The sequence below is a fragment of the Aureispira sp. CCB-QB1 genome (genome assembly GCF_000724545.1).
Classification (GTDB): Bacteria; Bacteroidota; Bacteroidia; order Chitinophagales; family Saprospiraceae; genus Aureispira.
Genome location: NZ_JHBV01000024.1, coordinates 1 through 26,589, shown reverse-complemented (window position 1 = coordinate 26,589; position 26,589 = coordinate 1). Strand labels below are relative to the sequence as shown.

Genomic DNA, 26,589 nt, shown 5'->3' with positions numbered 1-26,589 from the left:
AGGGTTGGGTTTATTGAAATTTGTGTAAATGCTTTTCTAGATGATGGCCAGGGCAGGACGTTTGCCCGAACTCTTTGTGACCATTGACCGCCAAGGATTGTGGTAATTGTCTGCGGAGGTGAGCGATTAGACGCCCCAAACTTTTGAGCTGTGCGGCACTGGGTTCTTGCTTGGTAAAATCCCCACTCAAACAAATACCAATCCCTCGAGTATTGTGTCCTGCTACATTGTAAGAAACCTTCGTTAGTGGATTGCCTTGTATAATATCGCCGTTGACCTCGATCACAAAATGGTAACCAATCCCTGGCCATCCTCTCGACTGTACATGATAACGGGCGTAATCTTCGGCGGTTTGTCCAATGCTTGCCGAATGATGGACAAATATTTGGTTGATGCTATCGAGCGATCTTGTTCGGTATTGTTGATTGTTAGAGCGCATTAATTGACGACTTTTGTCAATAATGCGCACTTTTCGAGTGGCAGCGGTTACGACCAAAACCACGACCAACAACAGCCCCAAGAATAGGACTTTTTTGTTGTTGTGGACTAGTTTTAAAGGACTGCTCATGGCTTAGATCATTTCTAGTGGGTTTCGCTCTTTGGTTGCTGTGGTCGTTTCCTCCTGTCCTAGTGCATAACCAATGGCACCGCCTGCATAAGGAATAAACAACATAGAGAACACCCAATATTTCCACCCTCTTTGGGTCTTTAGTCCGTAGGTAAAAATTAATAGGGTGACAATGGCACCGCCTAGCATGGCACTATCTGTTTTTTTCATGGTTTTAGTTTTTTAAGGAGTACCTTTGTGATACAACCAACGAAAGAATAAAAGAACCATCAACAGCAATAAAACAGGGTATGCCAATTTTAATAATTCTTCGTTAAAGGTGGGTTCCTTTTTGTCCTCTTTCGCTGAATTATACCACAAAAAGCCTGTTGTACTTGCTCCAATGATTAAGGGTATAAAAAAAGGCATTAGGAAAGGGCTTTAAGGAGTTGATTAAGGGTAATGCTTGTTTTGCCAGTGTATTTTTTTAGCATCGTTTCGGTCAGCGCTCCAAACTTCCCATCTTCCACCAAAAGCGGCGTAAAAGTAGGCGTGCTTTGGCGGTGCTTGTCGTTCAAAAGTTGCTGCAATTTTCTTACCTGTGTGCCACTACTTCCTTTCTTCAGTACAATATCATTTTCTGAAAGTGTTGAGGAGTTGGTGTTGGCGGTTGTTGCAGCAGGAGTAGACGGCAATTTCTTCGACTTACTAAAGAAAGTTTTTAGAACATCTCTTTTAACATAAACGATAATCAAGGCAATGACAACAAGCCCCCAAAGTAGGGCTTGTTGGTTCTTTTTTAGGGTCTTTTTCATGGTCTTTATTTAGATTTAGCAAGGAGCTGTTTATCTCCTTTGGAGATCACCAATTCCTTTGTGGTTGCTTTTTCGCTTGTAGTTGGTTTTTTGGTTGGTTTATCAGAAACAGGATCAACGGCAAGCGGTTCTTTTGGAGCTTGCTCTGTCTCTTGTTTAGAATCCATTTTTGCCGCTTTTTTATCCGCTTCTTTTTTCTTGAAATAGTACGCTACACCACCACCGACTACCAAGATAAGAAGCAGGGCTAAAAATTTGAATTTGTGTTTTTTGAACATGATTTGTTAAGATTATAAGGTTCTAAGATTAGATGTATTGTTGACATTTAGGCTCTTTTGTTCGCCTGTTGCTAAGTTTACGTTTACTTGTTTTAAGGTCTGTCCTTTTAGGTCTAAAATAGATAAACTAACAAGGTCGTTTTTTACAGCAAGTGAGCTGCCCATTTTATCGCCTTTTGTTTTTGGGCTTGTTGCTTTGGTTCGCTTCAATTGTTGAATCATAAAAGAACCAAAGCCTTTTTTAACTTGGATCATTGGTGCGGTGACACCATCTTCAAAAATGCCTTTGTAACGAACGCCTTGATAGTGCATATCGTACTCAAAACGCCTGTTATTCGTGTCTATATCCGAAACAACAATATCCATTTGCACCGCTTCATTGGTTGTTTTCCCTTGATTGGTTACTGGAGTCTTTGTAACAGGTTTGTTATTGGTCGTTGCTCCGATCGCTTTGTTTTCAAGGATAGGACTTTCAACGGAATCGCTCAACGCTGAGGGGCTTGTTTTTTCCTTGTCTTTCTTCTTTTTCAGCACGACAAAAGCAACCGCTCCGCCCACCCCAAAAAGAAGAATTACAACTAGTATGATAAATATATTTTTCATTATTTTATGATGTCTTTTAGGTTGTTAATACGCTGATAGATCAAATCAAAATAACTCAATGCTTGTAGTCCTGTATTTACGTTACAATCCACATTACAGGCTTTCATGTGAACTTGAATGTCTATGCCATATTTGACTTTATAAGCTCTTACCGCTGCCATAAATCGAACTGAATCTAAAGAGTACAATTCTTTGATGGGATCACAACGTTCTGAAAAATCAAAATAATAACGGGTGGTTAAACCTTTGTGCAACCGTTCTAGAAGTGGATTGGGGTCATAAGTCACGGTTTGCCCGTTCTCGTCCTTGATGTCCACTTGTACGTCTATTTCTCGTTGTTCCTTCTCTGTTCTACCTTGCAACTTTCCAAGAACAAAAACCACCATTAGCACCAAGACCAACGCACCAACACCATACAGCATCTTTTTTTTATCTGCTTTTTTCATCTGTTTTTAAAGGTTTAAAGGCGTCTTATTAATCCCTCTCGTTCTAGGGCTGCTATCGCTTCCAGTCGGGTCACTTTGTCGAAAAAGTCCATTTGCGCTTTCCATTCTTTCACTAAATTGTACATTCCCCAAGCGGCAAAAACACCTTTTCCATTACGCTTCTCGTCTACCATCCGACGATCATCCACATTATGACCATTCACCAACTTAAAGAAGTCTAAGCCCTCTCGATCGGCTTTGTACCACCATATTTGGTCGGCGCTGTGTAGGTGAGAACTTTTGTTTCCATACATTAGATTTAATCCCACCGAACCAAACCACCACGCATTCCCGCCATGCCTTGCACTTGTTAAGTTGTAGCCTTGACCATCTTTGGATAAAAAGTTTTCAATATCTGCTCTTAGTGGGTCGGCATCGGGTTCAAACTTCCCGTAAACGGGATAGGTCAAGTATTGACCTCCTGTGGCACCATCTACCAAACCAAACATTTTATCAATCGCTTTATTGGCGGCCGTACTAAATGCCCTGTTCCCTACTAAGGTGCGTCCCACCTTATGCTTGGCTCGGACAAAATCAGCGTCTTTTTTATTCAATTGTATCTTTTCCATTCGATCCCGTATCAAGCGCAAACCATCGGTTGAGGTCATTAATACGGCTGAATATTCGGGCGTCTTGTCGGGGCTGTCCTTGTTGACTAGTCCACTGTGTTGCAGCTCTGCTTCTGTATACAAACTCGTGGCATCCGTTCGACCTTGCACGGGAGGAGCTGCTCCTCCTTTTCGCTGCTCGGGTACCTTGTCTTCTTCTTTTTTGGTCACCATCCAAATGGCAAAACCACCACCACCTAAAATCAAGACAATGGCAAGGAGCAACAAGGGTAATTTTAGGTTATTGGCTTTGTCCATTTTTTGAAGAGATTAAAAGGATGATGAATAAAACCACCGCTACTCCTCCACCAATCCAAACATAAGGATTCACTTTTTTTTCGGGTGGTGGTGGTGGCGTGTAGTTCGTTTCGGTCGTTGGCGTTTTTCCTGTAAACAAGGACACAAAATTGGTGATGCTGTCCAAACCGCCTGCACTTGCTTCGATGATCTCTGCCGTGTCGTTGCCTTTCGTGCTTTGAGCGGCTTCTGTTCGCTTTTCACTCAAGGTTCCTGTTTTACCGCCAAACTGCCCTTGAAAGTCGGGTTTATCAAATTCAAATTTGATTTTATTTAGTCCTGTACTCATTATTTAGCGGTTTTGATAAGGTTAAAACAAAGTGCCAACAAGACCAAAACAACACTTCCTTTAAAGGCTAGGCTTATCCCTTTTTCAAGCCCACAGTACATACATTTTTTATCTTGTATTGGAGTTGTTGGTGGGTCTGTTGGTGTTTGGGTAGGATTTGCCACTAAAGTGGGTTCTTTGGGCTTGGGCGTTTCTTCTACAAGCTTTAAGGCAGGTTTTTCTGCCTTGGGAGGGCTGCTTGTCGTGGTGGCTGTTGGGCTAATAGTCGCCGTATTTCTTTTTTCTGATAGAGTGCCTAAACTCATGAGTTATTTGGTTTTTGAGGTAAAAGAATAGAGGAGTATGATTAGGACGATGGCAGAAACGACCGAACCGCTAATAATAAAAATCTTAGTCCGTTGTTTGCGTTCTGCTCGATCCCTAGCGTCTTGGATGACTTCGGCTTGAGCTTGCGCTCCAAATATGTTTGCCAAATCTTTGCCGCTTAGTCCGTGGTTGCCGATCCCGCCGCTTAATAGGTCGATCCCTATGTCGCCTGTTTGTATATCGCCAACTACTCCTGTTTGTGCTAATGCCATATTTTACAGGATTTAAAAAAGCCAATTACCAATAATTGGCAATTGGCTTTAGTTATAATTAGGGTTTAGTTTTGGGGCTTACTTGATGTAAGTCGTTTCAATGGTCATATTAACCGCAACACCTTTGTAAATAGGCATTTTTAAGAAGGAGAAACCATCTAAATAGGCGTTGATCCCTGTTAGGGTTCTAATAGTCGTTTGTTGGTCTTTGGAATCTGACTTTGGATAAACATGATTGTTATCTCCAGTACTTGTTCCATCGTGTGCAAATTGACGCTCGACCACTCGACCTGTAAAATGTTTGTCATCATCTGCATCTACGTGAATCCCATTGATACGCAGAGCTGTTCCACGTTTTGCCAAATCGGCAATAATGTTCAAGGTGTCTGCTCCAAACGTGCCACTAATTTCTAGTTTGTCGCTTGGGGTCGTGTCTACTCCAAAAATAGGCAAGCTATCAGCATTTACTCCCAACAAAAGGTCTGTTTTGGCTGGGTTTTCTGCCACATTCGGCATCAATACCGTTAGCTCAATTTGCCCCTCTTCGCTGTGTCCTTTTTGGCTAGAAATTAAAGAATAATTGGCATCAACAATGCCCCCTTCTGCCTCTACTTCGCTGATTAATTCCCATTCCAATGGAGCATCCGCAGGCATTGGCATATACGACTTTTTGCCGTTAATCATGGCATTGGGAGTGGCCACACATAACTCAGCGGTGATCGGGGTGTAAATTCGGATTACTTCGGTTTTCTTCATCATTAAGATTTAGTTTTTAATTGTTGTTTTAAAAAAGAGTACAATTGCTTCAACTTGCTTTGAAACCATTGAAAAGATTGTTTAATAATTGCTTGGTTGGTCACAAAGAAAAACACCAAAGAAATTAGCATGAATAGGCATTTAAAGGTATCTAGTAGGATGATAATGCCTTGTTGGTGGGCGATGCTCTGAGAAAGCGTGATAATTGCCTCCGCTTGATTTTTTAAGCCATTTAACAAGAGGTCTTGTACTAGGCTGTCGATTTGGTCGCTAAGGTTGTATACACCAACGTTAAAAAAGGTGAGTAGCCAATTGAAGGGCTTTTGTAATGCTTTCATTCTATAGGAATTTTTTCTTTATTACCATCAATAATAGGACGGTTACGCCGACCAAAGCAATGGATAAATAATCTAGTTTGATCTCAAACACAATTTCGTTTGGAATTAGCATAAAAAATAGGGTTTAGTTTTTCATCGTAGAGGGTTTTTAGGGTTTGTTTTTGGTTGCTTTGTTTAGTGTTACAAAGATGAGGCAAAAAGTACCACAAAAGCGAGTTTTTAAGCCTGTTTTAGGGCGTTTTGTGGCGTATTTCGGGCAATTACGCCACCTTGGTGCTGCCACTCCAATAGTGGCGTATATGTTTGTTTTGAGGGGGTTACAAAGGGGGAGCTTTTTTAATTACGGGTGTTGGGGGTGGGTTTTTGTTGGAGATTACATATATTGAGCGTATATTAAATGTTAGATACGCTAATTGGTGTATACAAACAAGTTATTAAGAATAAAATACAAGAAAATCAATACAAAATGCTAAAAACCGTTTTCGAAGTATCTAAAATGGATTGCCCATCAGAGGAAAATCTTATTCGTATGAAATTAGAAGGACAGTTCAGTATAAAAAATCTTGACTTTGACATACCAAATAGAAAACTCACTGTCTTCCATCAAGAAAATCTAAATGAAATTGAAAAAGCTATCCAGGATTTAAATTTAGGTGGAAAAATTATCCAATCCGAAAATTCTGATATTGAGTCTTTTAAAAATGAAAGCAATCAAAAAAAGCTTCTTTGGACGGTACTACTTATAAACTTTCTTTTTTTTCTCATTGAAAGCATTACTGGTATTCTTTCTAAATCTATGAGTTTAGTTGCAGACAGTTTAGATATGTTTGCGGATGCATCTGTATATGGGTTAAGTTTGTTTGCTGTTGGAGCATCAGTTAGTAGAAAAAAGAAAATTGCAAAACTTGCAGGATACTTTCAAATAACTCTAGCTTTGATTGGTTTTGTTGAAGTGATAAGAAGATTCTTAGGATTTGAAAAGTTGCCAGATTTTTCAACAATGATTATTGTTTCTTCTCTTGCACTTATAGCAAATGCACTTTGTCTGTATCTTCTTCAAAAATCTAAAAGTCAAGAAGCTCATATGAAAGCAAGTATGATTTTCACTTCTAACGATATTATCATAAATATTGGGGTTATTATTGCTGGTATTTTAGTAAATACTCTAAATTCAAATAAGCCAGATTTAATTATCGGAACAATTGTATTTGTTATTGTAACTCAAGGGGCTTTCAGAATTTTAAAGCTTGGAGAATAAAAACAAAACTCTCGACAACAATATGTTTTCTATGTTAGAAATAAAGAATGTTTATGATTTTTTTTGATATAAAAATTCTATTTCATGTCACTTCACCTTAGTTCCAAACTCAAACAACCTCATACCCAAATTAACAGAATGCACATTCTGTAAAACATCATAATCATAACCAACCGCCCAACCCTTTGCACTTACAAAAGACAACCCAAGCCGAACGCTTGAAAATTGGTTCACATTGCCCCCAACGCCACCCGTTAGCATCAAAGTACTAACGGGCGTTGGAACAGGCTTTAAAACCTCAATTTTCTTAGTGATTAGTTTCGGTATTTTCAATTTGTAATCCAAGGCATTTTTTAAAAGCGATCCCTTGACTGTCGATTCATAATAAAGTGTTAAATTCTCGTCCTCTATACTATCCCTGTATAAGTTCGCCTTTTCGTGCTTAGAAGTGTCAATTTTAGCTGTTGGAACGCTGCTCCCTGTGCTGTCTACATAAACAATGATAGGCTTTGGAGTTGCCTGCCTTGGCATTTGTATAATAATGGGCGGCGGTGGTGTGGTGTCAATGGATATAATTCTTTCTTGAGGCGGTGCTGTTGGTTCTGTTGAAAAACGAACGTTTATTATATCCGAGAGCAAATAAAAGGTACTAAGCGCAAGATTTGCAATAAGCAAAATATACAGCAATCTATTTTTGTTTTGACTCGTCATGGTTAAGAATGGTATTTAATAAAGTTTTCAATAATGTCCACCACATAGGCGGCAGCTCTGTCTCTTCCCTCACTCGATAGCAAGTACTTTTTACATTCCTCGTAATTGTCCATAAAGAACAGCTCCAAGATAATGGCAGGGTTATCTGTCTTGGCAAGTATATCCCAATTCTTGCGTTTGATCCCTCGAAATTTACTTTCAGGAAAATGCTTTTTAAATAAAGCTTCTGTCCATCTTGCCAAAGCTTTGCTTTTGGAACTGGACTGTCTAGCGATCCACGTCTCGCAACCGTGACCACCGCCTGCATTAGAATGCAAGTCAATTAAAAAAGTCCTCTTTTGGTTCTTTTTGTACAAATAATCTGCTCTTGAAATTCGGGTACTCATTCTAATATCTTGCTGTTCGGGTACCAAATCATAAAAAGGAATGCCCTTGGCGGTGAGCTGCTCGATCACACGAGCTTTGATCGCTCGGTTGTATTCCCCCTCGTAGATGGTGGTACCATCCTTAAAAGTGTAGCGTTTGCCCTTGGTTTGGTACACGCCGCCAATCATGCCGCCGTGTCCATTTCCTAGGACTGGAATTAGTCTGTTCATGGTGTTTAAGAGTTGTTTAAGTCTGTTTTGTGTTCGGCTTGAACTTCAAATCTTGTTTGATTTAGATAGGCTTCTAAAATACGTTTGTAGTGACTTTTTTCGTATCGAGAAGGTTTCCCCTTGGGCTTAATTCTTTTGTTGAATTTTGGCAGATAATAGCGTTTTAAGACCGTTTCTATATTCCGAAATAATAGATTGCTTTCTATTACTTCAAAAGTGAGTCGATTACGGTCTAATTCGTTCAATGCACCGCCTTTCTGAAAGTGGCGCATGACTGCCTTGTAAATGTTTTTAGATGATCCGACAAAAAGAACGGTTTCGTTTCGGCGTATGAGGTAAATGCCTGTTTTGTTGCGGAATCTGCTTAAATGCTTTTGAGGAATGGGAGTTTGAACGGTCAAAGTTTGTCCTTTGACGCTCATAGTTTATAAGTATTTTTATTGATTAAGATACTTCGTTTATTTTTTAGTTTTTTGAAAAAAAAACATAAAAAAACATCTTGTATTCGACTAATTACTCATTAGTCGAACACGATTTTAAACGAAGTAGGATTAAAATTCAAATGTATTAAAAAATTCGTCTAAATCAATCACTTTATTGCCCTTTTTGGTGACTTCAACAAATACAAATTCGTCGCCTTCTCCATAGTGAATCAATAGGCGTCTATTTTTCAAAGCTTTCAAGATCATTTTTGTCGTATCTTCTGTCCCTAATTCATCCAATACATAGCCTTTTACAATTTCGGGCATGGTCTCCAATTGCTTTTTAAACAATTCTTGAATCAAGGCGCCTGCATCAAACGCTCCAACCTCTTTTTTGTGGTGGTCAAAGAATTTACCAACTGCCTTATTTTGCATTCTTAGCAAGACCAAAGACGTTTCAAAAGGATTGCATTGGTGTTTGTCTGCCGTTTCTAAGAACAAAGAATCTAGCATCATGCTTAGGTCTTCTCTAATCTGTGGCAATCGCTTAAAAAATAGTTTCTTAAATTGTGCTTTTGGGTCTAATTTATCAAAAATGGACATGGTTTAAGTTGTTTTTTTAGTAGTTTTTGAATTGGTTTTCTTTCTTGGTTTCTTGTAAGGTGTATAGGTCAATTTCCCTGTATTCATTACTAAAGTACAATAGCTATAATCAGGTGCTTTTTTGAGCTTATAATAAGCTTGTTGTAATTGTCGAAAGTGCGGTATTTTATCACTTTTTTGTTTCGGTGGTGCAACATTATTTTTGAAAAATTTAGCCATTGTTAAGGCGTTCCAAGCTCCATTTGGAAACATATTCGGATCGTGAAAAATCAAGCATATCCAAACGTTGATGTGTTTCGCTCGATAGAAACAAGCCTTTTGTGCTTTGGTCAGTCGTGAGGTCAAAATATTAGTCGCATCGTCAATGATGAAGAATAAACCACTATAACGACCTTTCATTTTTAACTGTTTGTACAAAAGGGTTTCTGTCAGTACCTCGTCCGCTTCCATTGCTTTTACCTTCTTACCTCTAAACTTTTTCATATAATGCGTGGCAAATTCATAATCTTTGCCCTTGTACGTGAAATATAAAACTTCTTCTTTTTTATCGCTCCAAAGTTCTATTTCTTCATAGCCTTGCCAATCTTCGTCTCGTCCAGAGTTGTACACAAAAATAGTTTGTCGGTTGCAATTGGCAACGAACTTTTGTAGATCGTAGGTTTTGCCGCTGTGCTGTCGTCCGAAATAGGCAAGGAAAAACGGTTTGTTATCCATAGCCTAATATTTTTCTTATTTCTCTATCCTTTTTCCCTTGGTCGATCAGCTCCTGCACTTCGGGGCTTGGTAGTTCGTCTGCTAAATCAACCTTTAAATAGGTGCCTTTTGGGGTTCGGTTGTATTTTCCTGCCGCATTGGTCTCAAATACTTTGCGCTGCTCTTGATACTCTTTTAAATGCGTGTAATCGCTTTGTGCCTCCCCTGCTTCCTCGTCTTCCGTTTCTGTGATGGTCTCGGTCTCTGTGTTGGGTTGGTTTAAGTTTTTTGAAGTCTTTTTCTTTTTCTCCTCTTTTTGCAACTGGAATCTATCTAAGAGCGCAACTCCCAAAGGTGGCAGCGTCCACATTGCCAAAGCTGCCATTAAGGCTCCAAATGGCGACAACTCGGTCACTTCTTTTGTGGCTAAATATTCTTTGATACATTCGATTAGAATATCTTTCATTTCCTCATCCGCCACATACTCGCCGAAATGCTCGCCGCTTATTTTGCTGCAAAGACTAGCTTTAAATAAATCCGCTTTATCCAAAAACTTTGCCCCCAAACGTTCCAAGTTTTTGCGGTTCTTTTCGCTGCTAATGCGTTCTTTTACTTGCTCTACTTTTTCAGTTGGTGGTGGTGCTTCCTCGTCGCTTATTGGCTCGCCTTGGTAATCTGCCAACGGGTCGCCCTCCTGTTCCTCTATATCGTCCAAATCCAAGTCCTCTGCCCCTTCCTCGTCCTCGTCTTCCCAATCGTTCATCAATTGGTCAAAGTCGGTTTCTTCCTCTTCGGAGTACTCCTCCTCTAAACCATCCATAAAATTATCAAAGTCGGTTTTTTCTTCCTCGACAAAATCGCCTATTTCCTCCTGTAGTGGTTCTTTTTCTAGATTGTCGTCCTCTTTTTCGCTCATGTATTTTAGGTTGTTTTTTAGTTTTTGAAAATCCTTTTGAAAATTCTTTTGAAAACGTTTTGAAAACTCTTTTGAAGAAAAATTGAAAAAACCTTGAAAAGTGCTTTTTTAGCGTTTAAACACATTTATTTGTTTTTGAAAACGTTTTTATTTTCTTTTGAAAAGCTTTTGAAACTATTTTGAAAACTCTTTGAAAATGGCTTTTATTTTTCTTTTAAATCGTTTGTAATTCTTTTAGAATTTCTTTTAAATAATTAATCGCTTGTATCCTTCCCAACTGTTCAGAAATCGTTACTTTTTCAAAGCCTTCTGAACGATCCGACAAAAACAAGGGATCATCCTCTTCAATGTCAAATAAAGCGTTGTACTCCTCCTCTTCCAGTGCTTTTATTTTTGCTTCAATTTTTGCACAAGCAATCCGCTTGGTACGGTCGGGCTGTGGATCGCTTTGGTGATTGCCTTGCACAATGTCCTCTTTAAGCGTTTCTCGGCACTTACTCACATTTAGAGTTGTAGTCCTAGTAACTTTGTAATTCTTGCCTAAGATGGCAATTTTTGAACCTTTGCTTAGTTTTAAATTTTGGTTGCTCACGATAAATAATTTTAATAGGTTATTAGATTAGTTTTTAATAATTATTTGCGGTTTTGTTGGCGGCTCTTTTTTGCCAATTTTTTGCGCTTTCTGCGTTTGGTGATCGCTTTTTCTTTGCAGCGCTGCTTCTGATCTGTTGGAGGGCTACAACTTGGCTCTAAGTCGTCCCAAGCTAAAGAAGGAGGTGTGTTTTTTTCAATCTCTTCTACTGTGAAAAATTTTCCATCAACAGAGACTTTGTGTTCTTGTCTATACTTATAAAGTCCTTTTCTTCTGTTTAAGTCTTCTTTTATATCTGCTTTTTGAACTTTATTTTTATCGGTAAAAAACAGATTGATAAAAAAGAACACGATCAGAGCTAACAAGCCCACCACGGCAAAAAAAGGCAGTCCAACAACGATTTTAAGAAATTTTAAAAAGTGATGCATTGATGTTAAAGTTTAGTAGGTTAATAATCTATATCTACAAAACTATGTCACACCTATAATAAAAAAAAGGTTTCGTAGACCTCCCCCCTTCATTTTGTGGCGTAATTCGACACTTTTCCTCCTAAAACAAAAAAAAGCACCCCGTTTTTTGGAGTGCTTTTGTTTCATAATAGAGATATTAATAATTAGAACCCTGTGTCCAATGAATTATTTTTCCTTCAAAATCTTTCCATTTAAAATAGTCCCAAAAATCCTTAACCGTGTCGAAACCATCATTAAATGCCAATTCTTGAATTTCTTCTTTGCTTAACTCTCGCCCATCTATTGATACACCGTTGGCATCATTAAAAATATTTCTGATTTGTATGGTTTGAATTGCTGTAACTTTTAGAATAGGCGCAAATTGAAAGCGTTTGGTGTCGTAAGGATTGATAACAAAATGAATCTTAGTTCCAACCTTCCATCGATCTTTTTTATCTGCTCTTATCGTGTGTATTTTCGGTTTGACACTTTTATTATAATCGCCCCACTCTACCCCTGTTTTTAGTCTATATCCATTGTAATATTGATTGTATAAACTACAAAATGAATGATTATTCATTGCTAGTATTGAAGCCCAAATTTTTAATACAAAATGGTTGTCTTTTTTATTGAGTTTCTCTTTATATATTAAGTTCATGTTTGAATGATTATTCTTTTTAAATTACATTCCACAAAAGCCACTATTACATCCTTCGGATTCAAATAGATTTTGTGTGAAATTTAGTTTTGAAATATAGTTATATGAAATGTTCTTTTTCCAAGTACCTTTGCCCTTCCCTTCTTGATTAGCGAACCATTGAAATTTATTAGGCTGTTCTATACTCTGTTGTTTCAACAGAGCAGCTGGACGATGAAAGCAGCCCACACAATTGTTTAACTCAGCAAATCGAATCAATTTATCTTTCCAAAAATTTTCAATATCCACTTTGTCTATCCCATCTTCTATTAATGGAAACTGAGGCATTCTCCATGCAATATTTACCCATTTATTTAGTCCTTTATGCCTTCCTTTGGTGTGCCTTTCAAACGTTGCTTTATACACACTTAAATTATCTTCATTAAGGCTCTCAATCATCGTTTTGGCTCTTGAAACTTCGGTACATCTATAGCCAATATTCATTTTTACAGGTTCGGCATTAAAGTACTCATGCCACCAATGAAAAATTGGGTCTATCTTCAACCACGTTGTACAATAACGGCGATGTATAGATGGCAACCAACCTCCTTTGGTCTCTAATACTTTTTCAAAAGTTAAGCCACTTACCCAATGTATTTTTTTACCTAAATGCTGTTCCAAATCAAACATCGTATGTATGATTGTATCATCTTCTAAGGTTCCGTTAAATTCCTTATCTATTCGGCGTTCTACTTTTCGAGCTAAAGCTCTATCCTTAAATCTGCATTGCTTGTCCTCTGTTCTGACCAACGCAAATACTAAGGCATCACTTTTATAATTGGCAGCTATATAAGCAGATGTTTTACCACCGCTTACACTTGAAACTATTTTCATTTTCTTCTATATTTTTGAAACACAAGCCACCAATTAAAGTGGCTTGTGCGGTGGATTACTTATCTTCTTTTAATCGCTTCTTACGTGCTTTTACCATACACGACCTAGAACAATATTTATGATTCGCTGAATTATGAACAAAAGGCGTTGCACAAGCAGGACAAATCCTTGTAAACTCCTTTTTTACCTTCTCTACTTCAATAGTTTTCTCTGTAACTTCTGTCGTTTCGTTCACTTCCTCATAGTCAATAAAACTAGGCTTCTTTTGCTGTCTTGGACTGCCTGTAACTTCTGTAGTTTCGGGGTGTACTTCTGTAGTACCCCTGTGTACTTCTGTAGTTCCTTTTTGCTCTTTTTCAACTGATTGCGTTGAAACTTCTGTAGTTTCGCCCTTTTCTTTTTCCTTACGGCATTCGGTATGGTACCACCACGAAAAACACAGGGAGAGTAAAAAGAGAACTTCAAAAGTTACGGCAGTAATGACCAATTGTTTGCCTAGTTCTTGACGTTCTTTTGTTACCCGTTCAACTTCTGTTTGATAAGTGGCACTAACCGCTGCTTTTGTCCTTTGGTTGGCTTCATTTAATGCCCTTAACGCTTCATCTTTTTGCCCTTGTAGGGCTTTAATATCCTCGTTGTATTCTTTGATTACTTTGGAATCTTTACTGGATAGACGACCTTGCCAAAGCCTATTTTTTCGGTACTGGTTGCGCTCGGCTTCCTTGTCAGCGATCCGTGCTGCAAAATCTGAATTAATAGCATCCGAACTTTTTAAAATGGCGCTAGTTTCTACAGCATCCGCAATAAAAAAGGAAGGCAAAATTTTTGCACCTTCAACTGAAATGTAAATACTCGCACATACTGTGATCACAGCGAGTAGGGCAGGGAATTTTTCTATTTCTTTGTACTGAAATGCGCCTTTCATTACATCGTTGGTTGATTCTCGTTTGATGGCTTCTATCATCAATACCAAGGCAGCGGCACAAGCAACACGAGCAATTAAATTGATACCAACAAATAAATAAGATAGCATCGTAAATGCTGTGGTAAGGCTTGCAAATTGAGCAATGACACTCATGCCTATAAATGCCGCATTTGCCATTGCGAAACGCTCGGAGAATCGTTTGTGCTTAAATTTTTCCTCTAAGGTTTCATTTAATCGAAGATGAAAGATTTTAAAGTTTAGCTTTTTCCTAGCTTCTGCGTGTGGATTTTTACTGAAAGTTGTCATATATTGGTGTTTCTCAAGTTTAATAATAGGGGAGGACTAGAGGTCATATACTAGTCAGCCCCTTTTTGTTTTAATGCTTCTAGTTTTTAGGATAGTTCATTCCTAAAGTGATTCTTTGATGAAATCCAAACTAGTCTATATTGTGGTAACCGCTTCGTGCTGTTGTTACTGGAGTTTTATTTCCTTTTAGGTTCATATTATTGTTATTAAAATGGTAGATCATCACTGAAGTAAATGGGTTCTAAAACCTTGTTAAGTTCCTCGTTGCAAGATTTTAAAACTTCTTCCAAATCGTGATCCCCTATTAATTTTAAAACCTCTCCAACAACCATATAAAAACGGGTTTCAAGACTGATATTTAACTTATCGGTTTTATTATATTTAGGCTCATTTCTATACCATCTTAAGTCTCGTATATCAATATCATATTTACCCCAAGAGAGTAAATAAAAATGGTGTATGATTGGAGTAAATGAATGTCCTTTGTATTCAATTTTTAATGAGTCATTTGTTGTTGAAACTTCAATCGTTTCATATTTTAAATTCTTTGCTTGTAGCTTCTTTACAACGGCTTTGAATTCTTCTCTCTCTTCTGATAAAAACATCTTTGCACCTGCTAAACTCCAAGCAGTACACAAGCGGTTTTTCTTACCAAAAGAATTAAAATATCTTCTTTTGGTATATCCTTTTATTATTATGACTACACCTGTTTTGTTATCTATCATAATTATCTGTTTAATCAATTATTTAAATAGTTTAAGTCCTTTTTTTATAGCCTTTTTACACACCAATAGCGCCCTCGTTTTCGTCCTTCGGGAGCAACTGTCTTTTGTTGAAAACCTAAGAAGCCCATAGCCCTTGCCACTTTGGAAACACTAACATCTTTACTAAGTGTAAAGCTCTTATCTAAATGCTTCCAAATATCAGTAGCATTTAGAAGCTCTAAGTCTTTGTCCTGCTTACTGCATGGCTCGTAAAGCTCCATAATGAAATAGTGTTCATTACTCAGCTTTTTGAACCCGTTTTGATATTTATCTATTTGGCTTTTTTCTTTCAGATCGGGGAGGTATCGCCACCCCTGCTTGTATAGTTTGTAAGCTTGCCCCCAAAGCTTACGCATATCTATATTTTGAAGCTCATTTATATCTATTGGTGCAATTAGTTTAAAGGGCAGAAAACGGCGGTTTCCTGTGTCGTCTTGTAGTATCTCAATTCTATTTGCTGTACCGCAAAAATTAGCAATCCTAGGGGCTAACGTGCTGTTTTTAGCGTAATGCTTACGAGCTTTGATTCTAGGCATTGTAACGGCACTTTTTAGAGCTTCCCATTCACTATCCTTGCTTAGTACGCTGAACTGTTCATCTAGTACGACTATAAAAGTGTCGGATAGCAAGATCATAGAATCTTTATTCTTTAAATCAAGATGGCCCGTGAACGTGTACTCTGCGCTAAATAGGGAAGTAAAAAAGGTTGTTTTGTTTGTTCCTTGCTCTCCACAAAGAATTAAACAATGATGATTGGTACAATGTCCTTCAATAAATACATTGGCAACAGAAGCCACTAACCATTTTTTGAACACACTTTTAAAAAGGTCTTTTGGGGCATCTGTTTTAACCAAAGCCGCTACTTTTTCAATGTAATCGGTTGTATCATTTTCCAAGCTATCACCCCAACCTTTTAAGCTTTCTTTTAGTGGGTGAACGTCTTTTGAAAACTGGCTTAAAATGATTCCTTCTAGTACAGCAGGACTGCAACGCAAGCCCCGTTTTTTAAGTAATTCCCCCGCAATAGAATTGTATTCTTTCTTTTCCATAGCAACGAACTTACCCTTTCCTTTGGGGCGGTACTCTTCACGGCTTTTTAAGGTATTTATCCTAAAATCAAAGAACTGTTTTAGCGTATCTTCAACCTTCTGACGCATAAACATTGAGGCTCTAATTTTCTTATCTAGTTCGTTTATTTCTTCCTCGTCTAGCTCGGGTAAATTGATGCTTTGTTCTTCTGTAGCCTTCTCTTTGTATAAGTTCGGTTCGTATTCATTCGTAGAGCTTTGGGTACTCTTGCCTTCTTTGCCGTTTTCCTTTCTCCACGTGTCATAGATACCCACTTCTTTAATATTGTCATAAGCCCATTGGATAAGCTTAAACGCTTTGCGTTCGTCTTGATCAGCTTGTAATAAATTTCCCTCTACAAAGTCTTGACATTCTTTTTGCTCAATCCCATATTTGACACATTCAATGCTAAATTGCTTTACGTATTCATGTCTTTGACCTTCTACATAACTAAAGCCTTTGGATTCAATCTTGTTAATTGCTTTGGTGATGTCGTCAAAACTATCATAGTCAATAGATTGAGCCGTTTTTGCTTGCGTTTTTTGCTGTTTTTCAACTTGTACTGTCTCAAATAATTGGGTTTGATAAACAAAGGCGGTACTTTCCTCATTATAATACAAGTGAGGATCAGAAGAAACAAAGCAAAGACGATTTATATTTTTACTGCTTTTATCGCTTTCTATGCCCGTTAAATCTTGATAATAGGCACTTACTACCTTATAAGCGTTTGGATGCTGTAAAGGGTCAGAATTAGACGTTTTTACAATGACTTTGATACCTTCTCCCGAAGGAGATAAAAAAGAAAGTAGGGTATGGGGGCAATCTTGAACTTTTTGTATCAATTCTTCTAACTCGAAATAATCGGTTATCCCATCATAATCTAGTACGACATTACCATTATACTCTATTAATGCCTCTTTTTTAGGAGGGATAGGAATTTTCATTCCATCGCTTTTGCGTTTCGTCCATTGTTGACCAAAACGCCCAGAAGGTGTAAAGCATTTTAAAGTATTGGCTTTAAGTTGCTGATACCTAGCTTTTGATAAGGCGTGTTTGCCCTTTCTGCATTCAAAAGTAGCAGCGACATGAACGCCGTTTTTGATTTCCTCTGCAAGTTCGTGCAATTCTTGGGGCGGACTCTGTATTTTATAAACCCCATGCAATACGGTTACTTTCATTCTGTGTATTTAATGGTTGGGTATATGTTAATTGATCGTTTGTAGATATAAGTATTGTCTAGCGGTCATTTTGTCTAAACTACACTCATACGCTTGAGCTAAAAATAGGGGAGACATTTCGAGTTCTTTTGCAATGATTAATAACAAGTCAAAAGACATTTTTTGAGGTCTTTTGAGCGCATTGGTAATGCTGTACTTAGTGACATTAGGGAGTTGGTACAAAGTGTTAAATTGTGTCTTACTTAGCTCGTTTTCGCAAAATTGGCGAAATGTTTGTGTTTCTTCTTGTGGCATTTGATGATGGTTTTTATTTATATGAATTATTGTTAAAATGTTGAAAAGAGAGAACCGAAGTTATTCCCTTGTTTTTTCCTTCTGTTTGGCTCTAGTGGCTTTGATAGCCTGTTGATAAAATCCATTTTTCACCTGTATTAAAATCTCTTTCAATGACATATCCTTCTTTTTAGGCATAGCTACGCCTAACCGCCTTTAGGGCAGTTTTTCACAACTTTTATGAATAATTTAATTTGTTAGGTGGGAGAGAGTCGAACACTCCTGAATATTTCCCCAAATATCCAACTTCCTAATAAGTCACCTAGACCGTACAAACTTCTATTCCCCAATAGATAGTAATACACAGCTTTTTTATATCTTAGTAGCTAATTTTTGTTTTGTTGATGTCAATTTAAAAATCAATAATTCAAAATTACGAAACAAAAAGCACATTTGCAAGCTTTGATTAGTAAAAAAGTGAATAAAAAGCACATTTATTTAATAATTAATTACAAATGACTGTAGAACAGAGACTTGAGTTGGCTATAGGAAAATGCAGTAAAAACGTAAGTAGTTTTGCAAATGAGATACAAATCTCTCATACTGCAATAGGAAGAATACTTAAAAAACAATCCTTACCAAGTGCAAAAATATTGATCCCTTTAGGTGAGAAATTTGGTGTTAGTATAGATTGGGTATTGTTTGGGGTAGGAGAGATGTTTATAGACCCATCTAAGGCAGATAAAAAAAATAGACAACTACATGCTCAAAAAGCGTTAGAAAGCAAAGAGGAAGTAAAAGGAGAAAAGAAAGAGATAGAGTATCTTAAACAAAAGTTGAAAGAAAAAGACCTCTTAATAGCTGAAAAAACAAAACTCCTCGAGGCTAAGGACAAAATAATTGACCTATTAGAGAAGAAAAAGCTTTAAAAGAAATCACAACGAAAATATAAGAAAAAAGTGCCAACTAAAAATCTAAAAAACAAGGACTTAAACTATTTAACACGTCTGAACCCTATATCCTTATATTTTTAATAATAATAATAATATAAGGGGGGGAGAAGGAAGGGGTATGTTTTGATTTTCAATGTTTTATAAAATAGAGAGCTTAGTGAATCCAGTCATCCCGACATTCGATATATAAAGGGTTTGAGCGTTTTGCTTGAACCCTTTGTTTTTTGTTGGTTAAAACATAGTTAAAACAATTACCTGTTTTGCTATTTCATAAAACAAGGCATACACCGTTATTTTCATGTTATTTTAACGGGAACTTTGATTCTATACTTTTATAGTTAGAGAAGGTTGGACTTTATCTAAAAGAGAATAATTTACTTTTGGTGGGATAATCAAAAAAGAAGTTTCCTGTATTTATAACGGTTTTTTGTGTCAATAAAGGCATAGAGAAAAGATCAACGCCCCAATTACGACACCTCCAATTGAAGATATTGTTTTTGCGGAATTCATACAAATCTAACTTTTCTTTGAGGTGCTTTATTCTCAAAGCCTTTTTAGTAGGCTTATTATTGTATGTTTTTCGGTATGGTTGCTTTTCTAAAGCTTCTATTTGCCTTTTAGTATCGTGGTAACGAGTTAACCAATTATCATACTTACTTTGCCATTGACAATTGTAATAAAGTCGTTTAGAATATGCTTCTCTAGATTTGAATTTAAGATCATTAAAATCTAAGTACAAAATACGGCATCGTTTCCCATTAATAGGACAAACAAAATAAAGTACCTCTCCTTTGCCTAAATTGCTTTTAACGCTTGCTAATTCTATCCTATAATTCAAATCTTTTGTCCATCCTTCGCTAGAGTTAGAACATTGATAGATAAATTGTAAATAATTTTCTTCTGCTGTCCATTTTGATATAATTTGAATTTTTACTCCTGAATTCCAAGATACTGTACCAGATTGAGTTTTTCCTTTAACAATCAGTTTTCCTTTTACTAAGTAGCTTAATTCTATACGTGTGGTACTTTTAATACTAGAAGCTCCTGTTCTATTTCTCCCCATGATATTGATTTTTATATTCTAAATAACCTAAATTCTTACGGAAAAGAGGCATTAAAAGTTTGATTTTAACTACTTTTATTGATCTGCACATATTAATAAGTACACTTATCTTTAATAGAATGGATATTAAACTCACAGAAGCCGAAAAAATCAAAGTTCTCAATTCAGATGATATTTATGGAGTCATGCAAAAAATTCTATTGCGTGAAGAAAAGATAGACCAGAATAGAGAACATTTTTGGGTAATTGGTCTTGAAAATAACAATCGTATTCTATTTATAGAGTTAATTAGTTTGGGTACGGTTAATGCAACCTTAGTAGAGCCTATGGAAGTATTTAGTTTAGCTCTCCAAAAACGAGCAGTTAAAATCATGCTTTGCCATAATCACCCAAGCGGTGAATTACAACCATCAACAGGAGATAAGGATATAACCGACCGTTTAATTCAAGTAGGGCGTATTGTAAAAACGCCTGTTATAGATCATTTGATTATCTCGACTAGGAGCTATTTATCTTTTGAGAATATTGGACTAATGGATACTTTAAGAGAAAGTACAAAATACATTCCTACTTATCAACTCATTCAAAACATTAGAGAAGAGTCTGAACAGTTGATAAAAGAAGCGAATAAAAAAGCCAAAGAAACACTCAAAGAAAAAGTCAAAGAAGCTGACCGAAAAGCAAAACTAAAAATTGCTAAAGAACTTAAAAGTAGTGGAATGGAGATAGAATCTATTGTTAAATTTACGGGGCTATCTGTTGAAGAGGTTGAAAAAATACGGGTGCGTAAATGATAAGATAGAAGCGCAACAAAATGAAATATCCTGTTGCGTTTTTTGTGTGCTTATTGCTTAACTCTACGTTCAAATTCATCACAAAATTGATTGACCAAAGCTTTACTCTCTTTGACAAAAAACGCCCCTAATTCGGTCTTGTTTCGTCTAATAAAGCTTCTATACAACTTATTAAATTCGTCATAAATATCATTAGCGTCAAAATTAGGACTAGTATCTTTAATTTTAGCAATAAGGCGTTTTCCTTCTTTTTGCATATAGTTAAATAGTAGTTCTACCTTATCTTCAAAATCTTTGATCTTAGCTTCTATTTCTGCTTCTGCTGCATTCAGCTTTTTGATAATGACCTCAATATTTAACTTTAGTTGTTGTCCTCCACCTGTTGTTGGATTGCCGTCCTCTTCTGTTTTTCCACCTGTTGTTGGTGGGTTTATATAATCGTTAGGAGCAACGATTCCAATTTTGTTATCAAAATAGATTTCAACATCATCTAGTATATCATCAGATTCATTTCCTTTAATGTTGTTGTATTCATTGTTGAATCTTCTCCAAAACTCTAAGAATAGTTTGTTTTTATGTTTGTCTTCTATCTGAATAACAGACTCAATCAAATTGAGAATTCTAAAATATTGATTAACCTTTGATTTTAGGTTTTTGGCTTCATCTGGAGATACTTTTAAATACAAATCTATGTTTGTTCCAAAGTCCAACGGGATTTTTATATCATCCGAATTGCCACTATTATAGGTTGCAAAGGCGTTGAAGTTCTGCGTATAAATAGGATGAATAATTAAATCTTGATAATGGTCGTCTAATCGTTTTTCATCGCCTAAAGGGTCAAAATCACTAACCACAAGGTTAGAGAAATGCTCAAAGGCTTTTTTGATGTTATCAATGTTGACATTTTTATAAGAAAAATCAACAATCTTACAGTCATTTTTATACTTAGTGGTTCTATTGACTCTTGATATAGTTTGAATAGCGTTAATCCCTCTAATCTCTTTGTCTAGGAACAAAGTTTGTAATTTAGGTTCATCAAAGCCCGTTTGGAGCTTGGCAACTACGATGATAATACCATTCTTCTTTTGTGCAAAATTCTGCAAAACCTTAGCTTCTGATAAATTACCATTTAAGCTTGTTGCGCTTTGATGCGTTTGTCCATCCGAACTATAAACGATATAAATAGGAGCGTCTTTAAAACGATTATATTTAGTTTTCTGTACCATTTCATCAAAGTACTGTTGGATAAACCGCTTGTACTTAATTGCTGCCTTAATAGAGGACGCTGCCAACATTGCTTTGCCTGTTCCTCTAATCGTTGGATAAACGGTACTTAAAAGGCGTTCTACTACGAATTTAGAAATGGCTTCTATTCGTTCTTCATCTTCATAGATTTTCTTTTTACGGACTCTATAATTCTTATTATATTCTTCATTTTCTATGACCTTATCAAATGATCGTTCGTAACGAACTGGAGCATCTTCAAAACCTTCTAAAATATTTTCAGGCATTTCAAAGAACATCTTTGCAGAAACCGCCACTAAGCCCGCAATTGGATTTAAAATATACTTATCCAAAATGGCTTCTTTCATTGTATAGCTGTCAAAAGGAATCCATATTTTTTCACCTTCTGCATACTTGTTGAATTCTCCAAATCGTGCCAACGTGTGATCGCTCGGAGTAGCAGTAAAACCAATAATTAGATTTTTCTTTTTTTGTTGAGCTTTGTATTGCTCGTTATTGTCAAAACTACTTTGGAGTTCATCAAACAAAGTGACCATTTCTTCATGTTGTACGCCCTTTTGGGAACGGTGTACTTCATCAATCAAAAACGCAATACGCATTTCTGCGAGTCGTTCAACGGCTTCTGGATTTAGTAATTCTTTGATAGAACCAAACTTTTGAAGGTTGACCACAACAATTCTAATGTCTGTATTTAATGCCTTTAAAAATGATTTTTGGTTGTCTGTTTCTAGGAACAAACTATTGGTAATATTCATGTTGTGCATCTTCGTATCTAGTTGGTCACGAAGTTGCACCCTATCCACTACTAACATAATTTTATCATAGATATAGGCTTTATCTTTTCTAAGGTCTTTTAATTGTAGAGCCGTCCATCCAATAATATTACTTTTTCCAAATCCTGCTGCATATTGCAACAATAAAGAATAAACGTGTTTGTTATTCTGATACTTAGAACGCTTATGAATTAACTCTTCTTGTTGTTCTTTGCTTAGGTGTTTGAGTTCTTTTTTGAGCTTATTGATAAAATAGTCTGGTTCTTGTTCATGCTCCAAAAACTCTTCTACTTTGGCAATGATCTTATCTGTACCAAATTTTTGTTTGGGTCTAGGACTAATTAAACGCCCTCTATGATGTTTGTACTCTTTTTCTTTGTTGCCTTCCTTTTTGGTGTATTCTCGTTCAATGAAATTATAATAGAGAATTTCTTTTTCAATCATTTTTTTAGAATAGTGCGCTCTAAAAACTTCTTCAAATCGCTGTACTCTAGTATCATATTCGTCCAATAAGGGATATTCCTTAAAGGTCTTTTTTACGTTCTTTTGGTAATTATCAAAAGAATAGCTCTTACTATCAATTTGAGTTTTAAGCTCTTCAAAATTAAGGGCAAGGTTTCGGATAACATAGGTGTTATTAATGTCCGTACAAGTAATATGAATAGCTTTCTCAAAGATTTTGAGCATATCATTTTTAATATCCTTGTTCACGTCATTATGTTGTGCAATATCTAAGTAATTGCTAACCGCTTTTTGATAGTCGGTGGCTACTTTCTTACGACCGTTTCTTCGTGTGTTTTGGTTGTTGTAGGTAGATTTTAACTCACTATAACCCAAAAATAAACCATTCACAAAGAAGGTTAAATCTGGACGAAAGGAAAACTTTGTTTTTCCTTCATGTTTATAGATATAGGGTAATTCTTGGACTACTGAAAAGATATTTTCTTCAAAAAGCTGATCGCCCTCCGTAACGCTGCCACTAGGATAAAACAAATGAAATTTTAAGCCCTTGAACGTAACCGATTTATTACTATTAATAAAGATGGCCATATTGGAAGCTCGTTTGATTTTATCAAACAAAAATTCCATCAATTCAACCATTAAAGCGTTTTCATTGTCGTACTGTTTCAGTAGCTTTTTATAGTTGCTCTTATTTAGTTTGCTACTGCTGATAAACTCTTTGAGGTCTTCTTCTATGATCAAATATCGACTAGATACCGTATTCGCTTTGACTTCTCTATATTGTAGACCATCTCTTCTTTGGGTTAAGAAATGGATTAGATATTTATCTTGTAAATCGAGTTCTTTCATGTTGTAAAAATGTTGAAGGTTTAACCTCAAAGTTACACAAATGACGAACTAAAATTAAGGTTTATATAAATTTTATGTATAAACCTGTATCTTTAGTCCTATGAATCAGTACGGTTACAAATTAAAATAAAAAATGAAAGTTGAAGCAAAATTAAGGTTGTTGCTTGCGCAAGGAGTTGAAAATGAAATAGTAGAGTTTAAGGAAGCTAAAAAACAATATGATTTTAATAAGCTTGGTAAATATTTCTCTGCTCTTTCAAATGAGGCTAGCTTAAAAGGTGTTCCTTCTGCTTGGTTAGTATTTGGAATAAAAGATAAGGATAAGTCATTTGTTGATACACAGTATGGTGTAAATCCGCAACATCTTATTTCTTTGAAAGAAAAAATTGCAAATAAAACAACCAATAGAATCACTTTTATTGAAATACATGAATTAAATTTGCCAGAAGGTCGAGTTCTAATTCTTGATATACCAGCAGCCCCTAAAGGAATCCCTATTGCGTGGGATGGGCATTATTATGGTAGAGATGGAGAAGCTTTAGTTCCTCTTAATTTAGAAGAGTTGGAGCGTATTAGATTACAAGTAAATCAAAAAGATTGGAGTGCACAAATTATTGAAAATGCTACAATTGAAGATTTGTCACCAGTAGCAATTGCAAAGGCTCGAAAGTTATTTAAAACCAAAAATCCCAAATTAGAAAAAGATATTGGCGATTGGGATGATGCTAAATTTCTGAACAAGTCAAAAGTGACCATAAAAGGCAAGATAACCAATGCCGCTATTTTATTGCTTGGAAAACCTGAATCGGAGCACTTTCTTAGTCCTGCGACTAGTCAAATGACGTGGATTTTAAAAGATAAGGATAACATAGAAAAAGACTATGCTCATTTTACATGCCCTTTACTAATTTCTGCATCAGAGGTTTACTCCAAAATAAGGAATTTAAAATATCGTTACATGAGATATGATACGCTTTTTCCTGAAGAAGTAGATCAGTATGATCCTTATATTATAAGAGAAGCGTTGAATAATTGTATCGCACACCAAGATTACACTTTAGGACATAAAATAGTAGTCGTTGAAAATGAGGAAGGAACATTGATTTTTAGTAATGCAGGAACTTTTATTCCAGAATCTGTTGAAAATGTCGTTATTACAGATGCGCCAGAGTATCGTTATCGCAACAAGTTTTTGGCGAATGCAATGGTTAGTTTGAATATGATTGATACTATTGGTAGTGGAATTAAAAAGATGTTCCTTATTCAAAGGAAAAAGTATTTCCCCTTACCTGATTATGATATTTTTAATAATAGAGTAAAGGTTACTATAATAGGAAAAGTTATTGACCTTAAATACGCTCAAAAATTGGCTACTGCTAAAGACTTGACTTTATTGGACATTATTTTGTTGGATAAGGTGGCTAAAAGAAAGCTATTAACGAAGGAAGAAATAAAAACTTTAAGAGCTAAAAAATTGATTGAAGGTCGAAAGCCTAATGTTTATATATCAGCATCCATAGCAGAGGCAACAGGGGAGGAAGAGAGCTATATTAACATGAAAGGGTTTGATGATAGTTATTATAGTGATTTAATTATTAATTACTTAAAAGAATTTAAAAAGGCAAAAAGAGTAAATATTAGAACCTTGTTAGATAAAAAATTGCCTGAAATATTAGATGATAACCAAAAAGACAATAAGATTAAAAATCTACTTCAGAAAATGAAAAAAGAGAAGCGCATTAAACTGGGAACGGATAAGTGTTGGTATTTAGACGAAATTTAGACGTGAAATAGACGAAATTTAGACGTAAATTATACCTTTTGTATTGTATTGTATTGTAAAATAGATGTTTATGTATTGGTATAAAATAATTTATTGTTGCTTTTTAGACCAAAATAAAAAAGGAACGTTTAATTCATATAGATTGTTCTCCTTCTAAAGATAAAAAGATAAGCTAGGTTTTAGGCTTGAATTAGATTCACTAAATAACCTTCCACTTATCTAAGTAAAGCCCCTCTTAATAGGAATGTTAAGAGGGCATTTTTTTGCCTATATATAAACTTTTAAATTCAGCCTAGTATCATCTTTTAGATATTCTTTTGTATAAAGTTATCCACATAAAGCACCTTTTAAAATAGTTCTATCTTTATTTCACATGCTCCATTTCTGGTACTCGTACTTTTCCCGTGACTACCTCATTGATCAAGCTCTTCCGCAATTCTTTGAGTCGTTCTACTTGGCTTTGGATATTGGCAATGATTTGGTCTATAATGCCCGTTTTTTCGTCTAGGTACTTGGCTATTTGTTGTTGTTCTTGGAGTGGGGGGAAAGGGCATTGAAAGTTTTTTAATACATTAGGGTTTAAGTGAGGAATTCCCATACCTGTTGGGATTTTCTTTAAGGTATATTCTATTTGATTTCTTAAAAAATAGAAAAATTCTGGAATAGCTATTCTTTGATTAAAATTCAACTTTGCGATAGTTGAAGTGCAGTATACCCCAAAATTAGGACCACTAGTTAAGTTCGCAAAAAAAGCTTAAATTAGTGCTTATGAAGAAAAGAAAATTCAC

General features: G+C 36.0%; 33 protein-coding genes and 1 pseudogene. 4 read left to right on the top strand and 30 right to left on the bottom strand.

Annotated features, from left to right (window positions below):
- Nucleotides 1-10: 10 nt before the first annotated feature.
- The 13 genes from CG11_RS11430 to CG11_RS11370 form a co-directional block, all read right to left on the bottom strand.
- Nucleotides 11-568, bottom strand: coding sequence for a peptidoglycan recognition family protein (locus tag CG11_RS11430; protein ID WP_052596289.1), 558 nt, complete (start codon nt 566-568; stop codon nt 11-13).
- A 3-nt stretch (nt 569-571) separates the two neighbouring features.
- Entirely contained in the window at nt 572-778 is a 207-nt protein-coding gene (locus tag CG11_RS11425) for a hypothetical protein (protein WP_052596287.1), read from the bottom strand.
- Between the two features lie 12 nt (nt 779-790).
- The gene (locus tag CG11_RS11420) at nt 791-976 is read right to left on the bottom strand and encodes a hypothetical protein (RefSeq protein ID WP_052596285.1); all 186 of its coding nucleotides are present in this window, start codon (nt 974-976) and stop codon (nt 791-793) included.
- Nucleotides 976-1,362: a peptidoglycan-binding protein gene (locus CG11_RS11415; RefSeq protein WP_052596283.1), complete on the bottom strand. Its 387-nt coding sequence runs from the start codon at nt 1,360-1,362 to the stop codon at nt 976-978. The genes CG11_RS11420 and CG11_RS11415 overlap by 1 nt, the downstream gene beginning before the upstream one ends.
- A 5-nt stretch (nt 1,363-1,367) precedes the next feature.
- On the bottom strand, nt 1,368-1,640 hold the full coding sequence (locus CG11_RS11410) for a hypothetical protein (protein WP_052596280.1): 273 nt from the start codon (nt 1,638-1,640) through the stop codon (nt 1,368-1,370).
- Between the two features lie 12 nt (nt 1,641-1,652).
- Nucleotides 1,653-2,243: a hypothetical protein gene (locus tag CG11_RS11405; protein ID WP_052596277.1), complete on the bottom strand. Its 591-nt coding sequence runs from the start codon at nt 2,241-2,243 to the stop codon at nt 1,653-1,655.
- Nucleotides 2,243-2,689, bottom strand: coding sequence for a hypothetical protein (locus CG11_RS11400; RefSeq protein ID WP_052596275.1), 447 nt, complete (start codon nt 2,687-2,689; stop codon nt 2,243-2,245). The genes CG11_RS11405 and CG11_RS11400 overlap by 1 nt, the downstream gene beginning before the upstream one ends.
- A gap of 14 nt (nt 2,690-2,703) precedes the next feature.
- Nucleotides 2,704-3,594 carry a hypothetical protein gene (locus CG11_RS11395; protein ID WP_052596273.1) on the bottom strand — a complete coding sequence of 297 codons (891 nt, stop codon included), beginning with the start codon at nt 3,592-3,594 and terminating at the stop codon, nt 2,704-2,706.
- Nucleotides 3,578-3,922, bottom strand: a complete 345-nt coding sequence (locus CG11_RS11390) for a hypothetical protein (RefSeq protein WP_052596270.1) — start codon at nt 3,920-3,922, stop codon at nt 3,578-3,580. Before CG11_RS11390 ends, CG11_RS11395 begins: the two co-directional genes overlap by 17 nt.
- Entirely contained in the window at nt 3,922-4,227 is a 306-nt protein-coding gene (locus CG11_RS11385; RefSeq protein ID WP_052596267.1) for a hypothetical protein, read from the bottom strand. The genes CG11_RS11390 and CG11_RS11385 overlap by 1 nt, the downstream gene beginning before the upstream one ends.
- 3 nt (nt 4,228-4,230) lie before the next feature.
- A complete protein-coding gene (locus CG11_RS11380; RefSeq protein WP_052596265.1) occupies nt 4,231-4,500 on the bottom strand; it encodes a hypothetical protein in 270 nt (89 codons plus the stop codon).
- Nucleotides 4,501-4,578: 78 nt separating this feature from the next.
- Nucleotides 4,579-5,259, bottom strand: a complete 681-nt coding sequence (locus CG11_RS11375) for a hypothetical protein (protein ID WP_052596263.1) — start codon at nt 5,257-5,259, stop codon at nt 4,579-4,581.
- On the bottom strand, nt 5,259-5,594 hold the full coding sequence (locus CG11_RS11370) for a hypothetical protein (RefSeq protein WP_052596261.1): 336 nt from the start codon (nt 5,592-5,594) through the stop codon (nt 5,259-5,261). Before CG11_RS11370 ends, CG11_RS11375 begins: the two co-directional genes overlap by 1 nt.
- 466 nt (nt 5,595-6,060) lie before the next feature.
- Here CG11_RS11370 and CG11_RS11360 point away from each other — a divergent pair, with 466 nt between their 5' ends.
- On the top strand, nt 6,061-6,852 hold the full coding sequence (locus CG11_RS11360) for a cation transporter (protein ID WP_052596536.1): 792 nt from the start codon (nt 6,061-6,063) through the stop codon (nt 6,850-6,852).
- A gap of 87 nt (nt 6,853-6,939) precedes the next feature.
- Here CG11_RS11360 and CG11_RS11355 read toward each other — a convergent pair whose 3' ends face one another.
- From CG11_RS11355 to CG11_RS11290, 14 genes are all read right to left on the bottom strand, one after another.
- A complete protein-coding gene (locus tag CG11_RS11355) occupies nt 6,940-7,563 on the bottom strand; it encodes a hypothetical protein (protein ID WP_052596256.1) in 624 nt (207 codons plus the stop codon).
- Between the two features lie 2 nt (nt 7,564-7,565).
- Nucleotides 7,566-8,159, bottom strand: a complete 594-nt coding sequence (locus CG11_RS11350; protein WP_052596254.1) for an N-acetylmuramoyl-L-alanine amidase — start codon at nt 8,157-8,159, stop codon at nt 7,566-7,568.
- Between the two features lie 5 nt (nt 8,160-8,164).
- Nucleotides 8,165-8,581 (bottom strand): hypothetical protein, encoded by a 417-nt coding sequence (locus tag CG11_RS11345; protein WP_052596252.1) that lies wholly within the window; start codon nt 8,579-8,581, stop codon nt 8,165-8,167.
- A 129-nt stretch (nt 8,582-8,710) separates the two neighbouring features.
- Nucleotides 8,711-9,184, bottom strand: a complete 474-nt coding sequence (locus CG11_RS11340) for a hypothetical protein (RefSeq protein WP_052596250.1) — start codon at nt 9,182-9,184, stop codon at nt 8,711-8,713.
- Nucleotides 9,185-9,187: 3 nt separating this feature from the next.
- Complete coding sequence (locus CG11_RS11335; protein ID WP_052596248.1) at nt 9,188-9,898, bottom strand: hypothetical protein; 711 nt, start codon at nt 9,896-9,898, stop codon at nt 9,188-9,190.
- Nucleotides 9,891-10,793: a hypothetical protein gene (locus CG11_RS11330; protein WP_052596246.1), complete on the bottom strand. Its 903-nt coding sequence runs from the start codon at nt 10,791-10,793 to the stop codon at nt 9,891-9,893. Before CG11_RS11330 ends, CG11_RS11335 begins: the two co-directional genes overlap by 8 nt.
- Before the next feature lie 214 nt (nt 10,794-11,007).
- Nucleotides 11,008-11,385 (bottom strand): hypothetical protein, encoded by a 378-nt coding sequence (locus CG11_RS11325; protein WP_052596244.1) that lies wholly within the window; start codon nt 11,383-11,385, stop codon nt 11,008-11,010.
- A 41-nt stretch (nt 11,386-11,426) separates the two neighbouring features.
- Nucleotides 11,427-11,813 carry a hypothetical protein gene (locus CG11_RS11320; protein ID WP_052596242.1) on the bottom strand — a complete coding sequence of 129 codons (387 nt, stop codon included), beginning with the start codon at nt 11,811-11,813 and terminating at the stop codon, nt 11,427-11,429.
- Nucleotides 11,814-11,991: 178 nt separating this feature from the next.
- On the bottom strand, nt 11,992-12,492 hold the full coding sequence (locus CG11_RS11315; RefSeq protein WP_052596241.1) for a hypothetical protein: 501 nt from the start codon (nt 12,490-12,492) through the stop codon (nt 11,992-11,994).
- A 24-nt stretch (nt 12,493-12,516) separates the two neighbouring features.
- Nucleotides 12,517-13,365, bottom strand: a complete 849-nt coding sequence (locus CG11_RS11310; protein WP_052596239.1) for a hypothetical protein — start codon at nt 13,363-13,365, stop codon at nt 12,517-12,519.
- Nucleotides 13,366-13,420: 55 nt separating this feature from the next.
- Nucleotides 13,421-14,596, bottom strand: coding sequence for a hypothetical protein (locus tag CG11_RS11305; RefSeq protein WP_052596236.1), 1,176 nt, complete (start codon nt 14,594-14,596; stop codon nt 13,421-13,423).
- A 206-nt stretch (nt 14,597-14,802) separates the two neighbouring features.
- Nucleotides 14,803-15,321: a hypothetical protein gene (locus CG11_RS11300; protein WP_052596234.1), complete on the bottom strand. Its 519-nt coding sequence runs from the start codon at nt 15,319-15,321 to the stop codon at nt 14,803-14,805.
- A 44-nt stretch (nt 15,322-15,365) separates the two neighbouring features.
- A complete protein-coding gene (locus tag CG11_RS11295) occupies nt 15,366-17,606 on the bottom strand; it encodes a VapE domain-containing protein (protein ID WP_052596232.1) in 2,241 nt (746 codons plus the stop codon).
- A gap of 27 nt (nt 17,607-17,633) precedes the next feature.
- The gene (locus tag CG11_RS11290) at nt 17,634-17,900 is read right to left on the bottom strand and encodes a hypothetical protein (RefSeq protein WP_052596230.1); all 267 of its coding nucleotides are present in this window, start codon (nt 17,898-17,900) and stop codon (nt 17,634-17,636) included.
- Nucleotides 17,901-18,394: 494 nt separating this feature from the next.
- Here CG11_RS11290 and CG11_RS11285 point away from each other — a divergent pair, with 494 nt between their 5' ends.
- Nucleotides 18,395-18,808, top strand: a complete 414-nt coding sequence (locus CG11_RS11285; protein ID WP_052596228.1) for a transcriptional regulator — start codon at nt 18,395-18,397, stop codon at nt 18,806-18,808.
- A gap of 379 nt (nt 18,809-19,187) precedes the next feature.
- Here the strand turns inward: CG11_RS11285 and CG11_RS11280 are convergent, their stop codons facing one another.
- Nucleotides 19,188-19,895, bottom strand: coding sequence for a hypothetical protein (locus tag CG11_RS11280; RefSeq protein ID WP_052596226.1), 708 nt, complete (start codon nt 19,893-19,895; stop codon nt 19,188-19,190).
- 119 nt (nt 19,896-20,014) lie between these two features.
- On the opposite strand from CG11_RS11280, the gene CG11_RS11275 reads away from it, so the two are divergent.
- Nucleotides 20,015-20,689: a JAB domain-containing protein gene (locus tag CG11_RS11275; RefSeq protein ID WP_052596224.1), complete on the top strand. Its 675-nt coding sequence runs from the start codon at nt 20,015-20,017 to the stop codon at nt 20,687-20,689.
- 50 nt (nt 20,690-20,739) lie between these two features.
- Here the strand turns inward: CG11_RS11275 and CG11_RS11270 are convergent, their stop codons facing one another.
- Complete coding sequence (locus CG11_RS11270) at nt 20,740-24,018, bottom strand: DEAD/DEAH box helicase family protein (RefSeq protein ID WP_052596222.1); 3,279 nt, start codon at nt 24,016-24,018, stop codon at nt 20,740-20,742.
- Between the two features lie 133 nt (nt 24,019-24,151).
- Here CG11_RS11270 and CG11_RS11265 point away from each other — a divergent pair, with 133 nt between their 5' ends.
- Entirely contained in the window at nt 24,152-25,801 is a 1,650-nt protein-coding gene (locus tag CG11_RS11265; RefSeq protein ID WP_052596220.1) for an RNA-binding domain-containing protein, read from the top strand.
- Nucleotides 25,802-26,165: 364 nt separating this feature from the next.
- Here CG11_RS11265 and CG11_RS11260 read toward each other — a convergent pair.
- Nucleotides 26,166-26,507, bottom strand: a pseudogene (locus CG11_RS11260) (restriction endonuclease subunit S); the annotation flags it as partial.
- Nucleotides 26,508-26,589 lie beyond the last annotated feature (82 nt).